Here is a 22,833-nt window from a genome sequence, read left to right as displayed (position 1 = left end):
TTCTTTCGGTGTTTCAAAGGGCCAAGGGACAGAGATGATTTGCTATCAAAAAGTGAGCTGCTCGCGCTTTCTCATAGGGCGTTAGAGGGGTTTTTTGCTTGAGGATTTCTTGGCTGGGGCCGGTGAGTGCGCTGGGGCAGCGGGCCGCCAGGAAAACCAGGCCATGGCCAGTGTGGGCACGCCCAGCCCCACCCAGGACCACCAGTCGCCCCAGGTGTCGGACACCAGGGCGGTGGCCAGTCCGGTGGCCGTGAGCAGGCCCATGGCGATGGGGCCTGGCCAGGTGCGGTGTGCTGTGGGGGAGGTCATCATGGGTACCCCTCCAGCGATGCCGTGGTGGGCAGGGCGGTGCTGGCCGCCGGGGCGCTGCGTGTGGCCGCGGCCCCCTTGCGCAGCCAGAGGTACAGGCCGCTGCCCAGCACCACGATGGTGGCGATGTCCAGCAGCGCCCACAGAATCTTCATGGGCATGCCGCCGTAGTCGCCAAAGTGCAGCGGCTGGGACACCAGCAGCGCCGTCAGGTACCAGGGAAGTGCAGGGGCTGCGCTCACCTGAGCGCTGCGCGCGTCCACCAGCACGGGGTGCAGCAGGCGCGAGGTCAGTGGCGTGGTGCCGCGCAGGAACACGGTGTTGTGGTGCGGGCTGGAGAAGGCGGTGCCTGGCGTGGCGATAAAGGCGAATTTCATGCCGGGTGTCTGGGCCTGCGCCACCTCCAGCACGCGCTGCATGGGTGCGCGCTCGGCCAGTGGCACGGTAGGCTGGCCCTTGTAGGGCGCCAGCAGGCTGGCGAGCTGGTCGTACTGCCAGTACTTGACGAGCAGATCGGCCCAGGTGTTGACCATGCCCGTGGCGCCCACCACCAGGGCCCACACCAGGGTGATGATGCCCAACATGTTGTGCAGATCCAGCCAGCGCAGCCGGGGCGACTGTGTGCGCCGCACTTCGCCAAAGGCCAGACGGCGCATGAAGGGGGCGTACAGCACCGCGCCGGTCACGATGGCCACCAGCAGAAGCAGCCCCATCAGGCCCAGGAACAGCTTGCCCGGCAGGTCGGCAAACAGATCCACGTGCAGGCGGAACATCACGTACATGAAGCCCTCGTTGACCGGTCGGCGCGAGAGAATGTCCGTGCTGCGTGCATCCACGGCCACGGACTTGAAGTCGTTGGTGGGCTCAGGCGTGGGGGTGAGGGTGACGAACCAGACCTTGTCGTCGTCCGCAGCCTGCGAGACAAACTGCACCACGCGTTCGGGGTGCAAGGCCTGTGCCTGGGCCAGCACGGCATCCAGGCTCGCGCGCGGGGTGTTGTCCGGCATGGCCGGGGCTTCCACCTCCGTGCCCAGCAGGTGGCCGATTTCGTGGTGAAAAATCAGCGGCAGGCCGGTGAGGCACAGCAGCAGCATGAACACGGTACTCACCAGGCTGGACCACTTGTGGACCCAGCTCCAGCGGCGCAGAGCAGCAGATGAAAGCATGGCATGGGGCGTCCGTGTCGCCTGCTTGCGGGCGCAGGCACCACCGAGCCCATGCACGCGCGCCTGGGGTAAGGCCACGCGAAAGGGGGCAAGCTTGGGTGCACCAGCGCCTTTCGCAATCAGACGCGCTGCGGCGCGTGAAATTGGTCGATAGGCGTGCGCTGGCGGTGGTGCGTGGCGTTTTGCTGTGCAGAACCCTGGCTTGCGCTTTCATTTTCATTTTAAATGAGAATTATTATTGTTGCTTGATGGCCTGGCGGACTCAGAACTCGCGTCGCAGCGTGACCTGCAGCGCGCGCGGCGAGCCGGGCAGGATCAGGTTGTCGTTGCTGCCGTGGCTGGACACGTAGTACTTGCGGTTGGTCAGGTTCTTGAGGTTCACGTCCAGGCCCCAGGCGCCCAGCGTGTACTGCAAGGCCGCATCCAGCGTGGTGTAGGCGGGCAGCGTGACCAGGTTGCTCACCGAGGTGAAGCGCGCGCCCACGTACTGCAGGCCGCCGCCCATGCGCAGGCCATTGCCCAGGTCCTTCATGGCCCACAGGAATGCCGAGTTGCGCGGTGTGAGGGCAGGTACCTTGCCCTGCACCACCACCGATTGCGTGGGCAATTGCATGGAGGTCACGCGCGCCAGCGACTTGACCATGCGCCCGTCCAGAAAGGCGTAGCCTGCGCTCACATCCCAGCGCCCGGGCAGGCGGCCGTTGAGGGTGAGCTCCAGGCCGTTGGTGCGCTGCACGCCCACATTGATCTGGCGGGTGGGGTTGCTGGGGTCGGTGTTCTTGATGTTGCTGCGCTCCAGGTTGAACAGCGCGCCCGTGAGGTTGAGCTGGCCGTCCATCAGATCCAGCTTGACGCCGATTTCCTTGTTCTCGGTGATCTCCGGCGCGTTGTCGGTGTTGCTGCTGCTCAGCGCAAACGATTCGGCCGAGGGCTGGAAGGACTTGCTGTACGACACGTAGTACGACACGGCCTCGCTGGGCTGCCATACCAGGCCGACGCGGGGGCTGAACTTCTTGTCGGTGCGCGCGAGCGTGGCCAGCTTGCGCTCGAAGCGGGTGTCCTGGTCGAACACGTCGTAGCGCACGCCCACCAGGGCCTTCCACTGCGGGGCCAGGGTGATCTGGTTCTGCCAGTAAAGGGCGGCGGTGTCCTGCGTGGTGTGGCTGGGGATGGCGTTGTCGGCGTTGTAGTTGGCAGCGGGAATGGTGGGCGCCGGACGGCCCTGGGGGTTGAACAGGGGCACCCGGTCGGCGCCGCCCGAAACCGATTCGGAACGCTTCTTCTGCTGGCCCAGCTCCATGCCCATGAGCCATTCCTGGCGCAGGCCACCGAGCTGGTTGCGCCAGGTCAGGTCGGTCTGGTTGAACAGGCCGCTTTCGTCGCGCAGGATGAATGCGCGCGTGCGCCCCACGGTGCGTGTGGCGGGGTCGGTGGTGCCGCCCGGCAGGGTGTTGTAGCGGTCGAGCTCGTAGTCGTACCAGCGCGTGATGTTGCGCACTGACCAGGCATCGTTGAAGCGGTGGTTCAGCGTGGCGGTGAAGGCCTGGTTGCCGCTGGTGGTGGTGTCGTCCTGGGCGGCGTTGGAGGAACCATAGTAGGTGCCCGCAGGCACATTCACCGGGCGGCCGTTGAGCGCGGGAATGCCAAAGTCGGTGAGCCGCTTGTCGGCGGCGTGGGTGTATTGCAGCAGCAGTTGCGTGTCGGTGGCGAGCTTGAGTGCCAGGGACGGCGCCAGGTTGTGGCGCTGGACGAATTGCTGGTCGCGGTAGCTGCCCGAGTCCTCGATGGCGGCATTCAGGCGCAAGGCCGCGCTGTCGTTCACCACCAGGTTCATGTCGGCGGTGGCACGGCGCAGTTCGTGGCTGCCCAGCGACAGCGTGGCTTCGCCGCCGCTGCGGTTCCAGTGCGGCTTCTTGGTCACGCGGTTGATCAGCCCGCCCGAAGAACCGCGCCCATAGAGCACGGCGGCCGGGCCTTTGAGCACCTCAATGCGCTCGATGTCGGCCAGGTCGCGGAAGTACAGCGCATCGTCGCGCACGCCATCCACAAACTGGTCGGCAATGGCGGTGAAACCCCGGATCACCACCTGGTCGCGCTGGCCGTCGCCATGGCTCATGGCCACGCCGGGCACGTTGCGCAAGGCGTCTTCCATGGAGCGCGCACCCTGGTCGCGCAGCAACTGGCCCGGCACCACGTTCACGGCCTGGGGAATGTCGCGCAGCGGGGCACTGCCCTTGGTGGCAGCGGTGCTGGCGGCGGGGGAGTAGCCGTCCTGCTGCGCGCTGGACTGCACGGTCACTTCGCCCAGCGTCTGTGGTGGCGTCTGGGCCAGCGCACCGGCGCTGCCAAAGGCTGCCAGCAGTGCGGCGGCCAGCGGGTTCAAGGCAATGGCATAAGGAGATCGCATGGTTTTTTTTCCTCTCTTCAAAAATCAGGACGGCATGGCGCGGCTCTGCCGGTGCCGTGACCGGCCAGCGCGCCAAGGGGAAAGGGGGGCTTCAGTGGCTGGCGTGTAGCAGCAGTCCCACTGTCAGCGCGAGGGGCGCCAGGGTGGGGGCGTGGCGTGGCCACCAGCTCAGGCAGGCCGCCACCGAGAACGCCGCCAGGGAGCACACCACGGCCCACGCCGTCGCGCGCAGCGAGGCAGGCTCTGGCGGCGCGTTCACGCCCGGTGCTTGCAGCGCCAGGGCCAGCGACAGCAGCAACACCAGCCAGCCACAGGCCCGCAGCGAGGCCAGGCGCCGGGTACTGGCGTCGGAGCCAAACACGTCGAGGTGGTGGCGATCCATGCCCAGGGCCAGGGCACACCAGCCCGCAAAGCACAACAGAAACGCGGCATCCATGGGTTCAGGCTCCGGATGCCGCGTGGGGCGCAGGGGGCAGGTCGGCGCCCGTGGTGCAAACGGGGCGCTGTGTTGCAGGCTGAGGGCGCGGTCGCAGCTTGTACGCCACTGCCAGCAGTACCAGGCCCGTGCAGGCAAAGGCCAGGTCGGCCAGGGCCCAGGGCCAGGCGCCTTGCGCCAGCGTGCGGCCCAGGTGGGCTGGGGTGGTGAAGGCGCTGATCAGCGGCAAGGCCGCCCACAGTGCGCCTGCCAGGCCCATCAGCACCGGCCAGCCCCAGCGGTGGGGGCGCAGCAGGTTGCTGGCCAGCGCCCAGGCCAGCGCCAGGCCCCAGGCGGCAAAGAAGCAGGCCAACTCGGCGTCGGGCCGGTCGGGCCACTGGGTGGGCAGCAGCCGGTTGGCCGCCAGGTAGGCAGCGCAGGCCAGCGACAGGCCGCCCAGCGCGGCCATGTTGGTGGCTGCCACCAGGCGCCCGCCCCAGGGGCGGTTGGCGGGGACAGTGGGGGGCGTTGCGCCCCGGCGCGCACCAGCCTGCGCCCGCGCGCCGCGCTTGACGGTCCACAGCACCAGGCCGGTGGCAATCATCAGGCAGCCCAGCAGGCCCAGCAGCAACAGCAAGGCCCGCAGCCCTGGCCCGGCAAAGCGCGCCATGTGCAGCCCGTACAGCACGCCGTAGGTGCGCACGGCAGGGCCTGTGGGGTTCAGGTGGTGTGCCAGCTCGCCGCTGCGCACGTCCCACACCCAGCGCTCGGGGCGGTATTGCAGGCGCGTGCGGTCGGTCACCACAGCTTCTACCATGGGCTGGCCCTGCGGGTTGCGGTAGGCCTGGAGCAGGGCAATCGGGTGCTTGCTGCGCTGCGTGGAGGCCGCGAGCCAATGCGCCAGGTCCAGTCCGCCCAGCGGCTGCGTGGGCGTGCCGCGTTCGGTGCGCTGGCGCAAGTCGCCTGGTTCGCCGCGCAACTGCGCGAAGTAGGCGGCGGCGTCGTTGTCGCTCGGGCCGGGGTAGGCTGCGGCAATGCCCACCGGCAGGTAGAGGCCGTGGAAAATCATCAGCCCGCTGAAGGTGATCATCAGATAAAAGGGCAGCACCAGAACGCCACTGAGGTTGTGCGCGTCCAGCCAGGCGCGCTGGGCGTTCTTGCCGGGCCGGAAGGTGAAGAAGTCCTTGAAGATGCGCCGGTGCGTGACGATGCCCGACAGCAGCGCAATGAACATCAGCAGCGTGGCCACGCCCACCACCCAGCGCCCCTGCAGCACCCAGCGCCCGTTCTGGGCGGTGCGCAGCTCGAAGTGGAAGCGGTAGAAGAAGTCGCCGCCCATGGTTTCTCGCGAGGTGAGCACCTCGCCCGTCTGCGGGTGCAGGCGCAGGGTCTGTGGCCGCTGCTGTTCGCCACTGGGGCGCATTTGCAGCGTGAGCGTGGGGTCGCGTTCGTCGGGCAGGCGCAGGCTCCATTGCGCGGACTGCGCTGCAGCGCGCTGCGCGGCGAGCAAGGCCTGGGCAGAAGGTGGCTGGCCTGGGCCATAGCCAGCCTGCAGCTCGGGCCGCATCCACAGGCTGATTTCCTGGCGGTAAAAGCTCAAGGTGCCGGTCAGGAAGATGGCAAACATCAACCAGCCCAGCACCAGCCCCGACCAGGTGTGCAGCCAGGCCATGGCCTGGCGCAGGCCCTCGCGCTCGGGGGTGGCGGGCTGGGTCATGCGGCGGCTCCAGGGCTGCGCAGCACCAGCGCCAGCGCGCCCAGGGCCAGCGCGGGCAGCAGGTTACCGGCCCAGGCCGTCCAGGCGCTGCGCGCGTAAAACGCCCAGCCTGCGGCGGCGGCATAGGCAAACCAGGCCAGCATGGTGGCGCTGAGCACGGCATCGACCCGTGCCATGGCGGGCGCCAGCACCAGTGACAGCGCCGCAGCCACGGCGGCTGCCAATGCGTAACCGCCCAAGGCTGCAGCCAGGCTGCGTGAAGCGATGTTCAGGCGATAACGCCACAGGGGGTGCGTCACGCGCATGGATGGCCCCCGGCCCCAGCGGGCGAGCGGCCCAGGCCAGCACGGCATACGCAGCGCGAGGAAAGGCGCAGCATTGGCAAAGGCTCCGGACAGGTTGCACAACAGTGGCTGGCTGCAGTGGCGCTGTGGGCTGGGCGCTGCGGGCTGGCGATATCAGTGCATTATCGCTTGTAAATGATACAAATTCGCATTTGCGCAGAAGATGGATAAGCCTTGCTACGCATACACAACAAAAAATGGGCCGAAGCCCAAGACTTGTTTTCAAAACGAAAACACTGCGCAGGCCACATCAATCAAGCGTGAATAGCTACTTTTTTGATAGCATTTGGCAATAAAAAAGCGCCTCGAAAGGCGCTGATTTCAATGCCGGTGGCGTAGCAGGTACCGGTAGACAAAACCCGGAAAGGCAAAGGTGATAAACAGGGCCGCCGTGACGGCGTAGAACTCCCAGCCCTGGGGGGCGACTTGGCCGGCGCGGCGTTCGAGCACAAAGGCCAGGCCGCCGACGAGCGCGTACAGCAGCAGCAACTCGCCCAGGCGCGCCAGCAGCGGCTTGGCGCCCTGCTGCGGCCGGGGGCCGAGCAGCAACCAGCGCTGGCTCAGGAACGGCAGGTTGGCGGCGGCAAAAGCCGCCACGATCACCAGCCAAATGGCAGCCGACTGTGACATCAGGAAGCCAGGGCGCGCACGATGGCGTCGGTGCACAGCGCCATCAGGCCGCCGGGCAGCAGGCCCAATACCAGCACCAGGGCGCCATTGAAGGTCAGCACCATGCGCACGTCCATGGGCGCGGCCACGGTGCTGGCGGTAAGCGGCTGGTCAAAGTACATGACCTTGACGACGCGCAGGTAGTAGAAGGCGCCAATCAACGACATGATGACGGCATACACCGCCAGGGCGATGTTGAAGCCGCTACCCGAGGCCACCAGCGCCTGCAGCACCGACAGCTTGGCGTAAAAACCCACCAGCGGCGGAATACCGGCCAACGAGAACAGGCACACCGCCATGACGCCGGCGTACAGCGGGCTGCGCTGGTTCAGGCCGGCGAAGTCGTCAATTTCTTCGCTCTCAAAGCCTTCGCGCGCCAGCAGCACGATGACGCCAAAGGCCGGCAGCGCGGTCAGCACGTAGGTGACGACGTAGAACATGGCCGAGCTGTAGGCGTTGCCCGCCGTGGCAGCATCGACCTGGCCGTTGACCACGCCCGACATCAGGCCCAGCAGCATGAAGCCCATGTGCGAGATGGTGGAGTAAGCCAACATGCGCTTGAGGTTGCTCTGCATCACACCCATGACGTTGCCAACGAACAGCGAGCCAATGGCCAGCACCGCCAGCATCTGCTGCCAGTCGATCGCCAGCGGCAGCAGGCCGTCCACCAACAAGCGGATGGTGACCGCAAAGGCCGCCAGCTTGGGCGCGCCGCCGATGATGAGGGTGACCGCTGTGGGTGCGCCGTGGTACACGTCCGGAATCCACATATGGAAGGGCACAGCGCCCATCTTGAACGCCAGGCCGGCGACGATGAACACCAGGCCAAACACCAGCACCTGGTGGCGAATCTGGCCGGCGTTGATGGCCTTGAAGACTTCACCAATGTCGAGCGAACCTGTGGCGCCGTAGAGCATGGACATGCCGTAGAGCAGGAAACCGCTGGCCATGGCACCGAGGACGAAGTACTTCATGGCCGCCTCGACCGAGGCTTCATGGTCGCGGCGCAGCGCCACCAGGGCGTAGCTCGACAGCGTCAGCAATTCCAGGCCGAGGTAGATGACCAGAAAGTTGTTGGCCGAGATCATGACGAACATGCCCAGCGTAGCGAAGATGGCGAGCGTGAACAGCTCGCCGCCGCGCAGCATGTCGCGGTCGGCCGCGTAGGGACGGCCATAGACCAGGGTGGCAATCATGGCCAGCGCGGCAAAGCACTTGAGCCAGTTGCCCATGGCGTCGGAGACGACCATGTTGCCCCAGCCGTAGAAGGTGTTGCCGCTGGTGGCGTACAAGGCCTCCAGCGCGGCGACCACGCCCAGGGTGAGCACGGTCAAAACGTAGGTGGCGGTGCGGCGGCTGCTGGCCACGCCCAGATCCACCAGGGCGATCACGCAGCCCATGACCAGGAGCACGATCTCGGGGTAGACCGCCAGCCAGCTGATGTTGTCAATCATCTCGAATCTCTCAGTTGCATCGGGTCAGTGAAGCTTGCTCTGGGCCACGTGCTGCAGCAGCTGGGCCACAGAGGCATCCATCACATCGGTAAACGGCTTGGGATAGATACCCATGTAGAGCGTGGCCACGGCCAACAGGCCCAGCACCAGGAATTCACGGCCATTGATGTCCTTGAGGGCGCGCACATTGGCGTTGCCCGGTGCGCCCAGATAGACGCGCTTGAACATCCACAGGCTGTAGGCCGCGCCCCAGATCAACGCCGTAGCTGCTGCCAGGCCGGTCCAGAAGTTGAACTTGACGGCTGCCAGAATCACCATCCACTCGCCGACGAAGCCAGCCGTGCCCGGCAGACCGCAGTTGGCCATGAAGAACAGCAAGGCAAAGGCACCAAACTTGGGCATGGTGTTGACCACGCCGCCGTAGGCCGCAATTTCACGCGAGTGCACGCGGTCGTAGAGCACGCCAATGCACAGGAACATGGCACCAGAGACGAAGCCGTGGGCGATCATCTGCACGATGCCGCCGGAGACGCCCAGGTCGTTGAAGATGAAGAAGCCGAGGGTGACAAAGCCCATGTGCGCCACCGACGAATAGGCGACGAGCTTTTTCATGTCCTTCTGCACCATGGCCACCAGACCGACGTAGATCACGGCCGTGAGCGACAGGCCAATGATGAGCCAGGCCCACTCACGCGCTGCATCGGGGGCGATGGGCATGGAAAAACGCAGGAAACCATAGGCGCCGAGCTTGAGCATGATGGCGGCCAGCACAGCCGAGCCACCGGTGGGCGCCTCGACGTGCACGTCCGGCAGCCAGGTGTGCACCGGCCACATCGGCACCTTGACGGCAAAGGCGGCGAAGAAAGCGAAGAACACCAGGGTTTGCGCCGTGGAAGACAGCGGCAGCTGATGCCACGCCTGAATGTCGAAGCTGCCACCGGACTGGATGTACAGGTAGATGATGGCAATCAGCGTCAGCAGCGAGCCAAGCAGCGTGTACAGAAAGAACTTGAACGCGGCATAGATTTTGTTCGGGCCGCCCCAGATACCGATGATGAGGTACATCGGGATCAGCGTGGCTTCGAAGAAGACGTAGAACAGCAGGCCATCGAGCGCACTGAAAACGCCGATCATCAGGCCCGACAAAATCAGGAACGCACCCATGTACTGGTTCACGCGCTCGGTGATGTTCTGCCAGGAGGCGATGACCACGATCACGGTGATGAAGGCCGTCAGCGGCACGAACCAGAACGACAGACCGTCCACACCGAGGTGGTAGAAGACGTTGAAACGTCCGATCCAGGGCGCCTTCTCGACGAACTGCATCGCCGCCGTACCGACCTCGAAGCCGGTGTACAGGGGCAGCGTCACCGCCAGCCCCGCCAGGGCACCAATGAGCGCCAGCCAGCGCACAGCCTTGACATCTTCCTCTCGCCCCATCAGCAGCAACATGCAGCCAAAGGCGATGGGTGTCCAAATCGCAAAACTCAACAAACCCATTTTTCTAGTTCTCCTATTTGTTGAGCCACACGAAGTACGTCATCAGCCCAAACACGCCCAGAAGCATGACCAGCGCGTAGTGGAAGACATAGCCCGACTGCACCCAGCGTGCCACGCCAGCGAACCAGCCCACCAGTTTCCAGGAACCGTTGACCACGGCACCGTCAATCACGGCTTGATCGCCCGCCTTCCACAAGCCGCTGCCCAACAGGCGCGCACCACGGGCGAGGATGTTTTCGTTGATCCAGTCCAGGTAGTACTTGTTTTCCAGCAGGGTGTAGATCGGCTGCGCTGCACGCTGGATCGCCGCCGGCAACGCCGGGTTGACCATGTACATGTAGTAGGACGTCGCCACACCTGCCAGGGCCAGCCAGAACGGCGCCGTCTGCAGTGCGTGCAAAGCCATGCCCACAGGGCCGTGGTAAATCTGCGCCAGCTCACCCATGGCACCGTGCTGGGCCAGGTTGACGAAAATCACGTCCTTGAAGAAGTCGCCGAACAGCATCGGGCCGATGGTCAGGAAACCGATCACCACCGAGGGGATCGCCAGCAGCACCAACGGCAGGGTCACCACCCAGGGCGACTCATGCGGCTTGGCGTCGTGGCCATGGCCGTGGTCGTCGTGGCCATGGCTATCGTGGTGGTGCGCATCCGGGTTCTGGTCGTAGCGCTCAGCGCCATGGAACACCAGGAAGTACATGCGGAACGAGTAGAACGCCGTCACGAACACACCTGCCAATACGGCGAAGTGCGCAAACCCAGCTGCCGGCAGTTGGCTAAAGTGCACCGCCTCGATGATGCTGTCCTTGGAGTAAAAGCCCGAGAACAGCGGCGTGCCGATCAGCGCCAGCGAGCCCAGCAGCGACGTGATCCAAGTAATCGGCATGTACTTGCGCACGCCGCCCATCCAGCGGATGTCCTGGTTGTGGTGCATCCCCATGATGACCGAGCCGGCGCCGAGGAACAGCAGGGCTTTGAAGAACGCGTGCGTCATGAGGTGGAACACGGCCACCGAGTAGGCCGAAGCGCCGAGCGCCACGGTCATGTAACCGAGCTGCGACAGCGTCGAGTAGGCCACCACGCGCTTGATGTCGTTCTGGATGATGCCCAGGAAACCCATGAACAACGCCGTGATGGAGCCAATCACCAAAATGAAGTTGAGCGCGGCGTCGGAAAGCTCGAACAGCGGCGACATGCGCGAAACCATGAAGATGCCGGCCGTCACCATGGTGGCGGCGTGGATCAGTGCGGAGATGGGCGTCGGGCCTTCCATGGAGTCGGGCAGCCAGACGTGCAGCGGAAACTGCGCGCTCTTGCCCATGGCGCCGATGAACAGGCAGATGCAAACCACGGTGATGAGCATCCAATCCGTGCCCGGGAACACCAGGCTGCCGAGTTCGGACGACTTGGCAAACACCTCGCCGTAGTTGAGCGTGCCGGTATAGGCCGCGATCAGGCCAATGCCGAGGATGAAGCCAAAGTCACCCACACGGTTGACCAGAAAGGCCTTCATGTTGGCAAAGATCGCCGTCGGCTTGTTGAACCAGAAACCGATCAGCAGGTACGACACCAGGCCCACCGCTTCCCAGCCAAAGAACAGCTGCAGCATGTTGTTGCTCATGACGAGCATCAGCATGGAGAAGGTAAAGAGCGAGATGTAGGAGAAGAAGCGGTTGTAGCCTTCGTCTTCCTCCATGTAGCCAATGGTGTAGATGTGCACCATGAGCGAAACGAAGGTCACGACCACCATCATCATGGCCGTCAGGCTGTCGATGAGGAAGCCAACTTCCATCTTCAGGCCCCCCACCACCATCCAGGTGTAGAGGGTTTCGTTGAACCGTGCGCCGTCGGCGGCAACGCTGTACAGCGTCATGGCCGAGAGCACGAAGGCGACGAACACGCCCAGGATGGTCAGCGTGTGCGACAGGCGCCGGCCAATCCAGTTACCGGCAAATGCCGTGCCGAACAAGCCGGCCAGCGCAGAGCCCACCAGCGGCGCCAGGGGCACCGCCAGCAGCGTCGAAGCAGAAAGGGTTTGACTCATTTCTTCAGAACCTTGGCAAATGACCGGGGCTCAACCCTTGAGGGTGTTGAGGTCTTCGGCGTTGATGCTGACCTTGTTGCGGAACAAGAGCACCAGGATCGCCAGGCCGATGGCCGACTCGGCCGCCGCCACCGTGAGGATGAAGAACACGAATACCTGACCGTGCATGTCCCCCAGGTAGCTGGAGAAGGCGACGAAGTTCATGTTCACAGCCAGCAGCATCAGCTCGATGGCCATGAGCAGAACGATCAGGTTCTTGCGGTTCAGAAAAATACCGACGACGGCAATGGCAAACAGCATTGCCCCCAGCGTCAGATAATGGCCCAGGGTCAACGTCATGCCTTCTCCTCCTGTGCTTGTGCCGGCTTGCGGGTCGGCGCCATCTTGACCAGGCGCATCCGCTGTGCAGGGCGTGCGTAAACTTGCTCGGCAGCCTCGATCACCTTGCTGTCCTTGCGCTTGCGCAGGGTCAGGGCGATGGCGGCGATCATGGCCACCAGCAAGATCACGGCAGCGATCTCCACCGGGTAAAGGTACTGGGTGTACAGCAGTTTGCCCAGCGCCTTGGTGTTGGAATACGGCACGACCTGGCCCGCAGCATCGAGCACCGTGGCCACGGCCTTGGGCTCGTCCATACCCCGAAAGCCCCCCATCAGCACCAGCGCCATTTCAAAGGCGATGATGGCGCCGACGAGTGCGGCCAACGGGAAATGCTTCCAGAAGCCCTGGCGCACAGTATCCATGCGGATGTCGAGCATCATGACCACGAACAGGAACAGCACCATCACTGCGCCCAGGTACACCAGCACCAGGGTGATGCCCAGGAACTCGGCCTTGAGCAGCAACCAGATACCAGCGGCTTGCGAGAAAGCCAGGATCAGGTTGAGCACGGCGTGCACCGGGTTGCGGGCTGTAATCACGCGGAAGGCTGCAAACAGCAGCACGACCGAGAACAGATAGAAAAAACCAGTTTTGGCGTCCATGAATCGATTCTTTTCGTAGAGGTTCAGGAGCCGCCTTAGCGGTACTTGGCATCCGCCGCCTTGGCAGCGGCAATTTGTGGTTCGTAGCGATCGCCCACGGCCAGCAGCATGTCCTTGGTGAAGTACAGGTCGCCGCGTTTTTCACCGTGGTATTCGAAGATCTGCGTCTCGACGATGGAGTCGGTGGGGCAGCTTTCTTCACAGAAACCGCAGAAGATGCACTTCGTCAGGTCGATGTCGTAACGCGTGGTGCGGCGCGAGCCGTCGTCCTGGCGCGGGCCGGCTTCGATGGTGATGGCCATCGCCGGGCACACGGCTTCGCACAGCTTGCAGGCAATGCAGCGTTCTTCACCGTTGTCGTAGCGGCGCAGGGCGTGCAGCCCCCGAAAACGCGGCGACAGCGGCGTTTTTTCTTCCGGGTAGTACACGGTCACCTTGCGCGCGAAGGTGTAGCGACCCGTCAGGGCCATGCCCTTGGCGAGTTCCCAGAGCATGAAGCTCTTGAAAAAGTCCTTGATCGAGAAGGACGGTTCGGTTGCAGTCTGAGCAGACATGTGCGTTTCCCGCCTTATTTCCAGATATTCCACGGCGAGTGCAGCCAGGCACCGACGACGAGCAGCCACACCAGCGTGACCGGGATGAAGATCTTCCAGCCCAGGCGCATGATCTGGTCATAGCGATAGCGCGGGAAGGTGGCACGGATCCAGATGAAGCAGGAGACGACCAGGAAGGTCTTGATCGCCAGCCAGATCCAGCCCGGAATGAAGGCCAGCGCATCCACCGGCGGCAACCAGCCTCCGAGGAACATGAGCACGGCCAGGATGGACACCAGCCACATGGCAGCGTATTCACCCAGGAAGAAGATGGCAAAACCCATGCCCGAGTACTCGACCATGTGGCCGGCCACGATTTCAGCCTCACCCTCGACCACGTCGAACGGGTGGCGGTTGGTTTCAGCCACCACCGAGATCAGATAGACGATGAAAATCGGCAGCAGCGGCAGCCAGTTCCAGGACAGGATGGACAGGCCCATGGACGCCATCGTGCCCTTGCCCTGCGCCATCACCACGTCGGTCAGGTTCATGCTGCCCGAGACCATGATGACCACCAGGAAGCAAAAACCCAGGGCGATTTCATAGCTCACCATCTGCGCCGAGGCGCGCAGCGCACCCAGAAAGGCGTATTTGGAGTTGGACGCCCAGCCAGCAATGATGACGCCGTACACTTCGATCGAAGTGATGGCGATGATGAGCAGCAGGCCGGCGTTGACATCGGCCAGCACCACATCGGGGCCGAAGGGAATCGCTACCCAGGCCGCCAGGGCCGGCATGATGGCCATCACCGGGCCGAGGAAGAACAGGCCCTTGCTCGCCGCCGTCGGGGCGATGATTTCCTTGGTCAGCAGCTTGAGGCCGTCGGCAATCGGTTGCAACAGGCCCAGCGGGCCCACACGGTTGGGCCCCACACGCACCTGCATGAAGCCCAGCAGCTTGCGCTCCCACAGCGTCAGGTAGGCCACCGCCCCCATCAACGGCGCGATGACGCAAACGATCTTGATGAGAATCCACAGCACAGGCCAGGCCACGCCCGTCCACCAGGACTGGGCGATGAGGTTCAGGCCCCCGTTGTACAGCGCGTCGATCATGCAGCGGCCCCTTTACTTGCCTGGCGGGCGTCAGCGGTCTGTTGCAGCGCGGGTGCACGGCGCACCAGGCTGTCGAGTTGGTAAATGCTGGCCACCACGGGCGCCGCTGCCGGGCCCTTGGCGACGGTAATCGGCGCCTGGGTAGCGTTGGACAGCTGCTCGGCGCTCAGTTGCGTGGTGCCCGCAGCGGCAGCGGCGAGCACGTCCTGCGACGACTCGAAGGCGACGCCCGGCAACCCCATCAGGTTGGCCAGCACGCGCAGCACTTTCCAGGCCGGACGGGTTTCGCCCAGGGGCTTGACCACAGCATGGAAGCTCTGCAGGCGGCCTTCGGCGTTGACGAAGCTGCCCGAGGTTTCGGTGAACGGCGCAATCGGCAGCAGCACGTCGCTGATGTCGAGGTTGGTCTTGAACGGGCTGAGCGTGACCACCATATCGACATCGGCCAGGCCCTTGGCTGCTGCCTTACCGGCGGCCGAATCGAACTCAGGCTCGGTATTGAGCAGCAGCAGGGCCTTGACCTGGCCAGCGAGCATTTGCCCGGCATTGAGCCCGCCTTGGCGCGGCTGGGCGCCGACGAACTGCGCGCCCACGGTGTTGGCCGCTTCGGTGAGGTAGCCAAAGGTGGCCCCCGTCTGCTGCGCCAACCACTGCGCCAGCGCCAGCAGGCTGCTCGCCTGGGCATGGTGGGCGGCGGCGTTGCCCAGCAAGATGGCCTTGCGCTCGCCGGCAAGCAGGGCACGGGCAATTGCCAGGGCCTCGTCGCTCGCCTGGCCTGCGGTCGGGGCGGCAATGCCTTTTTCTTGTGCCACGGCTGCAGCAATATCGGCCAGAGCCTGCGCCCAGTCTGCGTGATCCACTACAGAATGTGTAGCAGGCAGCGCCCAGTCGTAGGCCTGTTGGTTGATGGCAAACACCTTGCAGCCCTTGCGTGCGGCCTGGCGGATGCGCTGCGCGAACAGGGGGTGGTCCTTGCGCAGGTTCGAGCCCAGCACCAGCACGGATTGCAGCTGCGACAGCGCTGCAATCGGCAGGCCGAGCCAGCGCACGCCTTCGGTCGCAGCAAATTCAGCGTGGCGCAGGCGGTGGTCGATGTTGTCGCTGCCCAGACCGCGCAGCAGCTGGCCGGCCAGGAACAGCTCTTCGAGCGTGCTGTGCGGGCTGACCAGGGCGCCCACACCCTTGTCGCCGTGCTTTTCTCGCACGCACTTGAGGCCGTTGGCCACGTATTCCAGCGCCGTCTGCCAATCGACTTCCTGCCACTGGCCGCCCTGCTTGAGCATGGGCTTGGTCAGACGCTCGGGGCCGTTGAGGGCCTCGTAAGAGAAGCGATCGCGGTCAGCAATCCAGCATTCGTTCACGGCCTCGTTCTCGAACGGAACGACGCGCATGACCTTGTGGTTCTTGACCTGGACGATCAAATTGACACCTGTCGAATCGTGCGGCGCAATCGACTTGCGACGCGACAGCTCCCAGGTGCGGGCGCTATAGCGGAAGGGCTTGCTGGTGAGCGCGCCGACAGGGCAGATGTCGATCATGTTGCCCGAGAGTTCGGAATCAACCGTGTCGCCCTTGACGGTGGTGATCTCCGAGTGCTCACCCCGGTGGATCATGCCCAGCTCCATGTCGCCACCGATCTCGGCGCCAAAGCGCACGCAGCGGGTGCAGTGGATGCAGCGCGTCATCTCCTCGGTGGAGATCAGCGGGCCGATACTTTTCTTTGGCACCACGCGCTTTTCTTCGTCGTAGCGCGAGGCCGACATGCCGTAGCCCACGGCCAAATCCTGCAGCTGGCATTCGCCGCCCTGGTCGCACACCGGGCAATCGAGCGGGTGGTTGATGAGCAGGAATTCCATCACCGACTCTTGCGCCTTGATGGCCTTGTCGGTCTTGGTGCGCACGATCATGCCCTGCGTCACCGGGGTGGCGCAGGCGGGCATGGGCTTGGGCATTTTCTCGATATCAACCAGGCACATGCGGCAGCTGGCGGCGATCGAGAGCTTTTTGTGATAGCAGAAGTGCGGAATGTAGACGTTGGCCTGCTCGGCAGCCTGGATGACCATGCTGCCTTCGGTGACCTCTACCTTCTGTCCGTCGAGTTCAATTTCAACCATATGCTTTTCTCACGCTCAGGCGGCAGACGAGCCGTGCTGGGCAGCGGCTTCAATCTTGGCCACGAACTCGTGGCGGAAGTGCTTGATCATGGCGCGCACCGGCATGGCTGCCGCGTCGCCCAGCGCACAAATCGTGCGGCCCATGATGTTGAAGGCGACGTTGTCGAGCAGCTCGATGTCTTCCTTGCGTCCCTGGCCATGCTGGATGCGGTGCACCACGCGCCAGAGCCAGCCCGTGCCTTCGCGGCAGGGCGTGCACTGGCCGCAGGACTCGTGCATGTAGAAGTAGGACAGACGCTGCAGCGACTCGACCATGTCGCGCGAGTCATCCATGACGATGACGGCGCCCGAGCCCAGCATGGAGCCGGCCTTGGCGATGCTGTCGTAGTCCATGGTGCAGGCCATCATGATGTCGGCCGGCAGCACCGGCGACGATGAGCCGCCGGGAATCACCGCCTTGAGCTGGCGGCCTTTGCGCACGCCGCCGGCAAGCTCGAGCAGCTTGGCAAACGGTGTGCCCAGCGGGATTTCGTAGTTACCGGGTCGCTCGACGTCGCCACTGATGGAGAAAATCTTCGTGCCGCCGTTGTTCGGCTTGCCGCACTCCAGATACGCCTGACCACCATTCCTGATGATCCAGGGCACGGCGGCAAAGGTTTCGGTGTTGTTGATGGTGGTGGGCTTGCCGTACAGGCCAAAGCTGGCGGGAAACGGCGGCTTGAAGCGCGGCTGGCCCTTCTTGCCTTCGATGGATTCGAGCAGCGCCGTTTCTTCACCGCAGATATAGGCGCCAAAGCCATGGTGGGCGTGCAGCTGAAAGCTAAAAGCGCTGCCCAGGATGTTGTCACCCAGGTAGCCGGCGGCACGCGCCTCTTCCAGGGCCGCCTCGAAGCGTTCGTAGACCTGGAAAATTTCGCCGTGGATGTAGTTGTAACCCAGCGTAATGCCCATGGCGTAGGCACCGATGATCATCCCCTCGATGACGATGTGGGGGTTGTACATCAGGATGTCGCGGTCCTTGCAGGTACCGGGCTCGCCCTCGTCGGAGTTGCACACCAGGTGCTTTTGCCCCGGGAACTGGCGCGGCATGAAGCTCCACTTCAGACCCGTGGGAAAGCCCGCGCCGCCCCGGCCGCGCAGGCCCGATTCCTTGACGGTGGCAATCACCTGGTCTTGCGTCAGACCTTCGCCGCCGTCTTTGCCGAGGATTTTTTTCAACGCCTGGTAGCCACCGCGCGCCTCGTAGTCCTTGAGGCTCCAGTTGCTGCCGTTCAGGTCGGCGTAAATCTGCGGGTTGATATGGCGATCATGAAAGCAGGTCTGCACGCCCGTGGCCTGGAACTGCTGCAGGATTTGTGCTGCGGTGGTCATGCCTTGCCCTCCGCTGCCTTCAGGCCCGCGACCAGTTGGTCGAGTTTCTCGTTGTCCATGAAGCTGCACATGTGGCGATCGCTCACCAGCATGGCGGGCGCATCGGCGCAGGCGCCCAGGCATTCGCATTGCTGCAGAGTGAACATGCCGTCTTGCGTGGTCTCGCCCATCTTGATGCCGAGCTTGGCTTCCAGGTGGTGCAATGCCTCGTAGCCACCGCGCAGCTGGCACGGCAGGTTGGTGCACACCGCCAACTTGTATTTGCCGACCGGCTTTTGGTTGTACATGTTGTAGAACGTCGTCACTTCGTGGACGGCGATCTCGGGCATCCCCAGGTACGCGGCAATCACGGCCTCGCTCTCCTGGCTGACCCAGCCCTGCTCCTGCTGCACGATGGACAGGCAGGCCATGACGGCCGACTGCTTCTGCTCGGGCGGGTACTTTGCCACCTCACGGGCAAAACGTTCTTTGGTCGCTTCGGTAATCATCGGTCAATCTCTCCGAACACGATATCCATGGTGCCGATGACGGCCACCGCGTCGGCAATCATGTGGCCGCGCGTCAATTCGTTGTATGCCGCCAAATGGGCAAAACCGGGGGCGCGGATCTTCAGGCGATAAGGCTTGTTGGCGCCGTCGCTGACGATGTAGATGCCAAATTCACCCTTGGGGTGCTCGACGGCGGCGTAAGCCTCGCCCTCGGGCACGCGGAAACCTTCGGAGAACAGCTTGAAGTGGTGGATCAAATCCTCCATGCCGTACTTCATGCGTTCACGCGACGGCGGCGCCACCTTGTGGTTGTCGGTGATGACCGGGCCGGGGTTGGCGCGCAGCCAGGCCACGCATTGCTCGATGATGCGGGTGGACTGGCGCATTTCTGCCACGCGCACCAGGTAACGGTCGTAGCAGTCGCCGTTGACACCCACCGGAATATCGAAATCGACGCGGTCGTAGGCATCGTAGGGCTGCTTCTTGCGCAGGTCCCAGGCAATGCCGGAGCCGCGCAGCATGACGCCACTCATGCCCAGGTTCAGGGCGCGCTCAGGCGAGACGACGCCGATGCCGACGGTGCGCTGTTTCCAGATACGATTTTCGGTCAGCAGGGTTTCGTACTCATCGACCAGCTTGGGGAAGCGCTGACAGAAGTCTTCGATGAAGTCGAGCAGCGAACCCTGGCGGTTGCGGTTGAGCTCCTGCATGGCACGCGCGTTGCGCAGCTTGCTGGCCTTGAACTGGGCCATGCTGTCGGGCAGATCACGGTACACGCCGCCGGGACGGAAGTAAGCCGCGTGCATCCGCGCGCCCGACACCGCCTCGTACATGTCGAACAGGTCTTCGCGCTCGCGGAAGGTGAACATCAGCACCGTCGAGGCGCCCAAGTCCATGCCGTTCGAGCCCAGCCACATGAGGTGGTTCAAGAGCCGGGTAATTTCGCCAAACATGGTGCGGATGTACTGGGCACGCACCGGCACGTCGATGCCGAGCAGCTTTTCAATCGCCAGGCAGTAGGCCTGCTCGTTGCACATCATGGAGACGTAGTCCAGCCGATCCATGTAGGGCAGCGACTGAATGAAGGTCTTGCTCTCCGCAAGCTTTTCGGTGGCGCGGTGCAGCAGGCCGACATGCGGGTCGGCACGCTGCACGACTTCGCCGTCGAGTTCGAGCACCAGGCGCAGCACGCCGTGCGCGGCCGGGTGCTGCGGACCAAAGTTGAGGGTGTAGTTCTTGATTTCAGCCATGGTGAATCACAAAGGCGCGGGCGCCCTCAGTGCAGCCCCCCGTAGTTTTCTTCGCGGATGACGCGCGGCGTGATCTCGCGCGGCTCGATGCTGACGGGCTCGTACACCACGCGGCGCTTCTCGGCGTCGTAGCGCATCTCGACGTGGCCGGACACCGGAAAATCCTTGCGGAACGGGTGGCCGATAAAACCATAGTCGGTCAGGATGCGGCGCAGGTCGTCGTGGCCAGTGAAAACGATGCCAAACAGGTCAAACGCTTCACGCTCGAACCAGTTGGCACCGGCCCAAATGCCGGTCAGCGAATCCACCACCGGCATATCGTCATCCGGGCAGAACACGCGCACGCGCAGGCGCTGGTTGAGCTCGACCGACAGCAGGTGCGAGACGGCGGCAAAGCGCGGGCCATCGGTGCCGACGTCGCGGTAGGCGGAGTAATCAACGCCGCACAGATCGACGAGCTGGTCGAAACGACAACCGGGCGCATCGCGCAGCAGCGCCATGGCCGCCAGGTAATCAGCGGCAGCGACCACCAGGGTCACTTCATCGAGGGCAATGGTCAGCGCACGCGCTTTGTCGCCCAGGGCGGCAGCAACGGCATCGCGGATTTCTTCGGGGCGGATGGCAATCTCTGTCATGTTCTGGCCCTCAAACCCGTGCAATGGTGTGGGTACGGCGGATTTTTTGCTGCAGCTGCAAAATGCCGTAGATCAGCGCCTCAGCCGTCGGCGGGCAGCCGGGCACGTAGACATCGACCGGCACCACGCGATCGCAGCCACGCACCACCGAGTAGCTGTAGTGGTAGTAGCCACCACCGTTGGCACACGAACCCATGGAGAGCACCCAGCGCGGCTCGCTCATCTGGTCGTACACCTTGCGCAGCGCCGGCGCCATTTTGTTGCACAACGTGCCGGCAACGATCATCAGATCGGACTGGCGCGGCGAGGCGCGGAACACCTCGGCGCCAAAACGCGAGAGGTCGTAGCGCGCCGCCGCCGCGTGCATCATCTCCACCGCACAGCAGGCCAGACCAAAGGTCATGGGCCAGATGGATCCGGTTTTGGCCCAATTCACCACCGCGTCGTAGCTGGTGGTGACGAAGCCTTCCTTCATCACGCCTTCAATCATCGTGTCTATCCTTGTTGGAGCCGCTCAGAACGAGCTGCTCATTCCCAATCCAACGCGCCTTTTTTCCACTCGTAGGCAAAGCCGACGACGAGGATGGCGAGGAAGATCGCGACCGCAGCAAAACCGACCACACCCACATCCTGCAAAGCCACCGCCCAGGGAAAGAGGAAGGCGATTTCGAGGTCGAACAAAATGAAGAGGATGGCCACCAGGTAGTAGCGCACATCAAACTTCATGCGGGCATCTTCGAAGGCTTCGAAGCCGCATTCGTAGGGCGAATTTTTTTCGGGATCGGGGCGATTGGGCCCGAGGATGTAGCCCAACGCGATAGGGACGATGCCAATGGCAGCCCCCACGAGGATGAACAAAAGAACGGGGAGGTACTGATCGAGGTTCATCGGGGATTGCGCTCACCGCTTGAACCCTGCCTCCAACCACCACTGCCTGGCTGGCTGTGGCAGGGTTTTTTGTGATTGGTGCCGTCGGCGAGACTCGAACTCGCACAGCTTTCGCCACTACCCCCTCAAGATAGCGTGTCTACCAATTTCACCACGACGGCTTGTTATGCATCTGGATGGCATGAGGAACCTGAACAGGTTTTTGGCTTTCCAGACAAACCGGGATTCTACCCGGTAAAAACCCGTTTTCGGGCCTCATGCACCCATTTGCAACTTTTTATTTGGTGGGGATCTGCGCTGCGCCCTCTGCGGGTGCCGCCGGGGCCGCCGCATCGGCTGCAGGCGCGCTACCGGCCGCTGCCGGCGCCACGGCCGCAGGCGTCTCCAGCACGCTGCCAGCGCTGCTCGGGCGGCTGTTGCCCAAGTAGGCCAGCGCCAGGGTGGCAATGAAAAACACCGTGGCCAGCACCGCCGTGCTGCGCGACAGGAAGTTGGCACTGCCCGAGGCGCCAAACAAGCTGCCCGCACTGCCGCTGCCAAAGGCCGCACCCATGTCGGCGCCCTTGCCATGCTGCACCAGGATCAGGCCGATCATGCCCAGCGCGGACAGCATCTGCACGCCCAAAATCACATTCGCAAATACGTTCATCTCGGTTCTCGATTCCTATAAATTGGCTGCCCACCTCAGGCGGCGGCAGCGATGATGGTCAAAAAGTCTGGCGCCTTGAGCGCCGCGCCGCCGATCAGGCCGCCGTCGATATCGGGCTGGGCCAGCAGTTCAGCCGCATTGGCCGCGTTCATGCTGCCGCCGTAGAGCAGGCGCATGTTGGCCGCCTGCGCGCTGGCCGCTGCCAGCTGCGCACGCAGCACGGCGTGCACCGCCTGCGCCTGCGCGGGGGTGGCGGTTTTGCCAGTGCCAATCGCCCAGACGGGTTCGTAGGCGACGACGATCTCGCTCACGCAGTGCCCCACCTGCGCGATCACGGCAGCGAGCTGGCGCTTGACCACGGCCTCGGTCTGACCGGCTTCGCGCTCGGCCAGGGTTTCGCCGACGCAGACGATGGGCGTGATGCCCGCCGCCAGCGCACGCTGCGCCTTGGCCGCGACAGCGGCATCGCTCTCGCCGTGGTACTGGCGGCGCTCGGAATGACCGACGAGGGTGTAGCGCACGCCAAAATCGCGCAGCATGGCCGCCGAGGCTTCGCCGGTGTAGGCGCCGGCCTCGTGCTGCGAGACATCCTGTGCTGCCAGGGCGATGGCCGTATCGGCCACCAGGGCCTGCACCTGCGCCAGGTAGGGCGCGGGCACGGCCACGGCGACGTCACAGCCCGGGGCCTGCGCTGCCAGGCCGGCGCGCAGCGCGGCCAGCAAGGCGTCGTTGGCGGCCAGGCTGCCATTCATCTTCCAGTTGCCTGCAATGAGTTTTTTCTTCAT

Annotated in this window: 23 protein-coding genes and 1 tRNA gene; all 24 read right to left on the bottom strand. The window is 64.0% G+C overall.

Annotated elements, in window-relative coordinates; all coding sequences use genetic code 11:
• Positions 1–81: 81 nt before the first annotated feature.
• The 24 genes from G7045_RS03105 to tpiA all read right to left on the bottom strand — a co-directional run bounded on the left by G7045_RS03105 (position 82) and on the right by tpiA (position 22,833).
• Complete coding sequence (locus G7045_RS03105) at positions 82–312, bottom strand: hypothetical protein (RefSeq protein WP_240919256.1); 231 nt, start codon at positions 310–312, stop codon at positions 82–84.
• Positions 309–1,475, bottom strand: a complete 1,167-nt coding sequence (locus G7045_RS03100; protein WP_166157168.1) for a PepSY domain-containing protein — start codon at positions 1,473–1,475, stop codon at positions 309–311. The genes G7045_RS03105 and G7045_RS03100 overlap by 4 nt, the downstream gene beginning before the upstream one ends.
• Positions 1,476–1,737: 262 nt before the next feature.
• Positions 1,738–3,882, bottom strand: a complete 2,145-nt coding sequence (locus G7045_RS03095; protein WP_166157165.1) for a TonB-dependent siderophore receptor — start codon at positions 3,880–3,882, stop codon at positions 1,738–1,740.
• Between the two features lie 91 nt (positions 3,883–3,973).
• Positions 3,974–4,318, bottom strand: a complete 345-nt coding sequence (locus tag G7045_RS03090; protein WP_166157162.1) for a DUF3325 domain-containing protein — start codon at positions 4,316–4,318, stop codon at positions 3,974–3,976.
• Between the two features lie 4 nt (positions 4,319–4,322).
• On the bottom strand, positions 4,323–6,014 hold the full coding sequence (locus tag G7045_RS03085) for a PepSY domain-containing protein (RefSeq protein ID WP_166157159.1): 1,692 nt from the start codon (positions 6,012–6,014) through the stop codon (positions 4,323–4,325).
• Positions 6,011–6,319 (bottom strand): DUF3649 domain-containing protein, encoded by a 309-nt coding sequence (locus tag G7045_RS03080; RefSeq protein ID WP_166157156.1) that lies wholly within the window; start codon positions 6,317–6,319, stop codon positions 6,011–6,013. The genes G7045_RS03085 and G7045_RS03080 overlap by 4 nt, the downstream gene beginning before the upstream one ends.
• Positions 6,320–6,679: 360 nt before the next feature.
• On the bottom strand, positions 6,680–6,988 hold the full coding sequence (locus G7045_RS03075) for a DUF2818 family protein (protein ID WP_166157153.1): 309 nt from the start codon (positions 6,986–6,988) through the stop codon (positions 6,680–6,682).
• Positions 6,988–8,481 (bottom strand): NADH-quinone oxidoreductase subunit NuoN, encoded by a 1,494-nt coding sequence (gene nuoN, locus G7045_RS03070; protein WP_166157150.1) that lies wholly within the window; start codon positions 8,479–8,481, stop codon positions 6,988–6,990. Before nuoN ends, G7045_RS03075 begins: the two co-directional genes overlap by 1 nt.
• Before the next feature lie 24 nt (positions 8,482–8,505).
• Positions 8,506–9,981 carry an NADH-quinone oxidoreductase subunit M gene (locus G7045_RS03065; protein ID WP_166157147.1) on the bottom strand — a complete coding sequence of 492 codons (1,476 nt, stop codon included), beginning with the start codon at positions 9,979–9,981 and terminating at the stop codon, positions 8,506–8,508.
• Positions 9,982–9,994: 13 nt separating this feature from the next.
• Complete coding sequence (gene nuoL / locus G7045_RS03060) at positions 9,995–12,025, bottom strand: NADH-quinone oxidoreductase subunit L (protein ID WP_166157144.1); 2,031 nt, start codon at positions 12,023–12,025, stop codon at positions 9,995–9,997.
• Between the two features lie 30 nt (positions 12,026–12,055).
• Entirely contained in the window at positions 12,056–12,364 is a 309-nt protein-coding gene (gene nuoK, locus G7045_RS03055; protein WP_166157141.1) for an NADH-quinone oxidoreductase subunit NuoK, read from the bottom strand.
• Positions 12,361–13,008 carry an NADH-quinone oxidoreductase subunit J gene (locus G7045_RS03050; protein WP_166157138.1) on the bottom strand — a complete coding sequence of 216 codons (648 nt, stop codon included), beginning with the start codon at positions 13,006–13,008 and terminating at the stop codon, positions 12,361–12,363. The genes nuoK and G7045_RS03050 overlap by 4 nt, the downstream gene beginning before the upstream one ends.
• 35 nt (positions 13,009–13,043) lie before the next feature.
• Entirely contained in the window at positions 13,044–13,562 is a 519-nt protein-coding gene (gene nuoI, locus G7045_RS03045) for an NADH-quinone oxidoreductase subunit NuoI (RefSeq protein ID WP_166157135.1), read from the bottom strand.
• Positions 13,563–13,576: 14 nt separating this feature from the next.
• On the bottom strand, positions 13,577–14,653 hold the full coding sequence (gene nuoH, locus G7045_RS03040) for an NADH-quinone oxidoreductase subunit NuoH (protein WP_166157132.1): 1,077 nt from the start codon (positions 14,651–14,653) through the stop codon (positions 13,577–13,579).
• A complete protein-coding gene (gene nuoG, locus G7045_RS03035) occupies positions 14,650–16,767 on the bottom strand; it encodes an NADH-quinone oxidoreductase subunit NuoG (RefSeq protein ID WP_166157129.1) in 2,118 nt (705 codons plus the stop codon). The genes nuoH and nuoG overlap by 4 nt, the downstream gene beginning before the upstream one ends.
• Before the next feature lie 15 nt (positions 16,768–16,782).
• Positions 16,783–18,138 carry an NADH-quinone oxidoreductase subunit NuoF gene (gene nuoF, locus G7045_RS03030; protein ID WP_166157126.1) on the bottom strand — a complete coding sequence of 452 codons (1,356 nt, stop codon included), beginning with the start codon at positions 18,136–18,138 and terminating at the stop codon, positions 16,783–16,785.
• Positions 18,135–18,626 (bottom strand): NADH-quinone oxidoreductase subunit NuoE, encoded by a 492-nt coding sequence (gene nuoE / locus G7045_RS03025; RefSeq protein ID WP_166157123.1) that lies wholly within the window; start codon positions 18,624–18,626, stop codon positions 18,135–18,137. The genes nuoF and nuoE overlap by 4 nt, the downstream gene beginning before the upstream one ends.
• Positions 18,623–19,876: an NADH-quinone oxidoreductase subunit D gene (locus tag G7045_RS03020; RefSeq protein WP_166157120.1), complete on the bottom strand. Its 1,254-nt coding sequence runs from the start codon at positions 19,874–19,876 to the stop codon at positions 18,623–18,625. The genes nuoE and G7045_RS03020 overlap by 4 nt, the downstream gene beginning before the upstream one ends.
• Before the next feature lie 26 nt (positions 19,877–19,902).
• Entirely contained in the window at positions 19,903–20,511 is a 609-nt protein-coding gene (locus tag G7045_RS03015) for an NADH-quinone oxidoreductase subunit C (RefSeq protein ID WP_166157117.1), read from the bottom strand.
• 10 nt (positions 20,512–20,521) lie between these two features.
• Positions 20,522–21,001 (bottom strand): NADH-quinone oxidoreductase subunit B family protein, encoded by a 480-nt coding sequence (locus G7045_RS03010; RefSeq protein ID WP_166157115.1) that lies wholly within the window; start codon positions 20,999–21,001, stop codon positions 20,522–20,524.
• Between the two features lie 38 nt (positions 21,002–21,039).
• Positions 21,040–21,399: an NADH-quinone oxidoreductase subunit A gene (locus G7045_RS03005; protein ID WP_166157113.1), complete on the bottom strand. Its 360-nt coding sequence runs from the start codon at positions 21,397–21,399 to the stop codon at positions 21,040–21,042.
• A gap of 76 nt (positions 21,400–21,475) precedes the next feature.
• Positions 21,476–21,560: transfer RNA gene (locus G7045_RS03000), tRNA-Leu, on the bottom strand.
• A 116-nt stretch (positions 21,561–21,676) separates the two neighbouring features.
• Positions 21,677–22,048: a preprotein translocase subunit SecG gene (gene secG / locus G7045_RS02995; protein WP_166157110.1), complete on the bottom strand. Its 372-nt coding sequence runs from the start codon at positions 22,046–22,048 to the stop codon at positions 21,677–21,679.
• Between the two features lie 35 nt (positions 22,049–22,083).
• The gene (gene tpiA, locus G7045_RS02990) at positions 22,084–22,833 is read right to left on the bottom strand and encodes a triose-phosphate isomerase (protein WP_166157107.1); all 750 of its coding nucleotides are present in this window, start codon (positions 22,831–22,833) and stop codon (positions 22,084–22,086) included.

The sequence above is a fragment of the Acidovorax sp. HDW3 genome, from assembly GCF_011303755.1.
Taxonomy (GTDB): domain Bacteria; phylum Pseudomonadota; class Gammaproteobacteria; order Burkholderiales; family Burkholderiaceae_C; genus Paenacidovorax.
The sequence above is the reverse complement of the archived record's forward strand: the minus strand, read 5'-3'. Positions and strand labels throughout refer to the sequence as shown.

Coding starts and splice junctions, on each gene's coding strand:
- G7045_RS03105 (WP_240919256.1), bottom strand. CDS start 312: ATGATGACCTCCCCCACAGCACACCGCACCTGGCCAGGCCCCATCGCC.
- G7045_RS03100 (WP_166157168.1), bottom strand. CDS start 1,475: ATGCTTTCATCTGCTGCTCTGCGCCGCTGGAGCTGGGTCCACAAGTGG.
- G7045_RS03095 (WP_166157165.1), bottom strand. CDS start 3,882: ATGCGATCTCCTTATGCCATTGCCTTGAACCCGCTGGCCGCCGCACTG.
- G7045_RS03090 (WP_166157162.1), bottom strand. CDS start 4,318: ATGGATGCCGCGTTTCTGTTGTGCTTTGCGGGCTGGTGTGCCCTGGCC.
- G7045_RS03085 (WP_166157159.1), bottom strand. CDS start 6,014: ATGACCCAGCCCGCCACCCCCGAGCGCGAGGGCCTGCGCCAGGCCATG.
- G7045_RS03080 (WP_166157156.1), bottom strand. CDS start 6,319: ATGCGCGTGACGCACCCCCTGTGGCGTTATCGCCTGAACATCGCTTCA.
- G7045_RS03075 (WP_166157153.1), bottom strand. CDS start 6,988: ATGTCACAGTCGGCTGCCATTTGGCTGGTGATCGTGGCGGCTTTTGCC.
- nuoN (WP_166157150.1), bottom strand. CDS start 8,481: ATGATTGACAACATCAGCTGGCTGGCGGTCTACCCCGAGATCGTGCTC.
- G7045_RS03065 (WP_166157147.1), bottom strand. CDS start 9,981: ATGGGTTTGTTGAGTTTTGCGATTTGGACACCCATCGCCTTTGGCTGC.
- nuoL (WP_166157144.1), bottom strand. CDS start 12,025: ATGAGTCAAACCCTTTCTGCTTCGACGCTGCTGGCGGTGCCCCTGGCG.
- nuoK (WP_166157141.1), bottom strand. CDS start 12,364: ATGACGTTGACCCTGGGCCATTATCTGACGCTGGGGGCAATGCTGTTT.
- G7045_RS03050 (WP_166157138.1), bottom strand. CDS start 13,008: ATGGACGCCAAAACTGGTTTTTTCTATCTGTTCTCGGTCGTGCTGCTG.
- nuoI (WP_166157135.1), bottom strand. CDS start 13,562: ATGTCTGCTCAGACTGCAACCGAACCGTCCTTCTCGATCAAGGACTTT.
- nuoH (WP_166157132.1), bottom strand. CDS start 14,653: ATGATCGACGCGCTGTACAACGGGGGCCTGAACCTCATCGCCCAGTCC.
- nuoG (WP_166157129.1), bottom strand. CDS start 16,767: ATGGTTGAAATTGAACTCGACGGACAGAAGGTAGAGGTCACCGAAGGC.
- nuoF (WP_166157126.1), bottom strand. CDS start 18,138: ATGACCACCGCAGCACAAATCCTGCAGCAGTTCCAGGCCACGGGCGTG.
- nuoE (WP_166157123.1), bottom strand. CDS start 18,626: ATGATTACCGAAGCGACCAAAGAACGTTTTGCCCGTGAGGTGGCAAAG.
- G7045_RS03020 (WP_166157120.1), bottom strand. CDS start 19,876: ATGGCTGAAATCAAGAACTACACCCTCAACTTTGGTCCGCAGCACCCG.
- G7045_RS03015 (WP_166157117.1), bottom strand. CDS start 20,511: ATGACAGAGATTGCCATCCGCCCCGAAGAAATCCGCGATGCCGTTGCT.
- G7045_RS03010 (WP_166157115.1), bottom strand. CDS start 21,001: ATGATTGAAGGCGTGATGAAGGAAGGCTTCGTCACCACCAGCTACGAC.
- G7045_RS03005 (WP_166157113.1), bottom strand. CDS start 21,399: ATGAACCTCGATCAGTACCTCCCCGTTCTTTTGTTCATCCTCGTGGGG.
- secG (WP_166157110.1), bottom strand. CDS start 22,048: ATGAACGTATTTGCGAATGTGATTTTGGGCGTGCAGATGCTGTCCGCG.
- tpiA (WP_166157107.1), bottom strand. CDS start 22,833: ATGAAGAAAAAACTCATTGCAGGCAACTGGAAGATGAATGGCAGCCTG.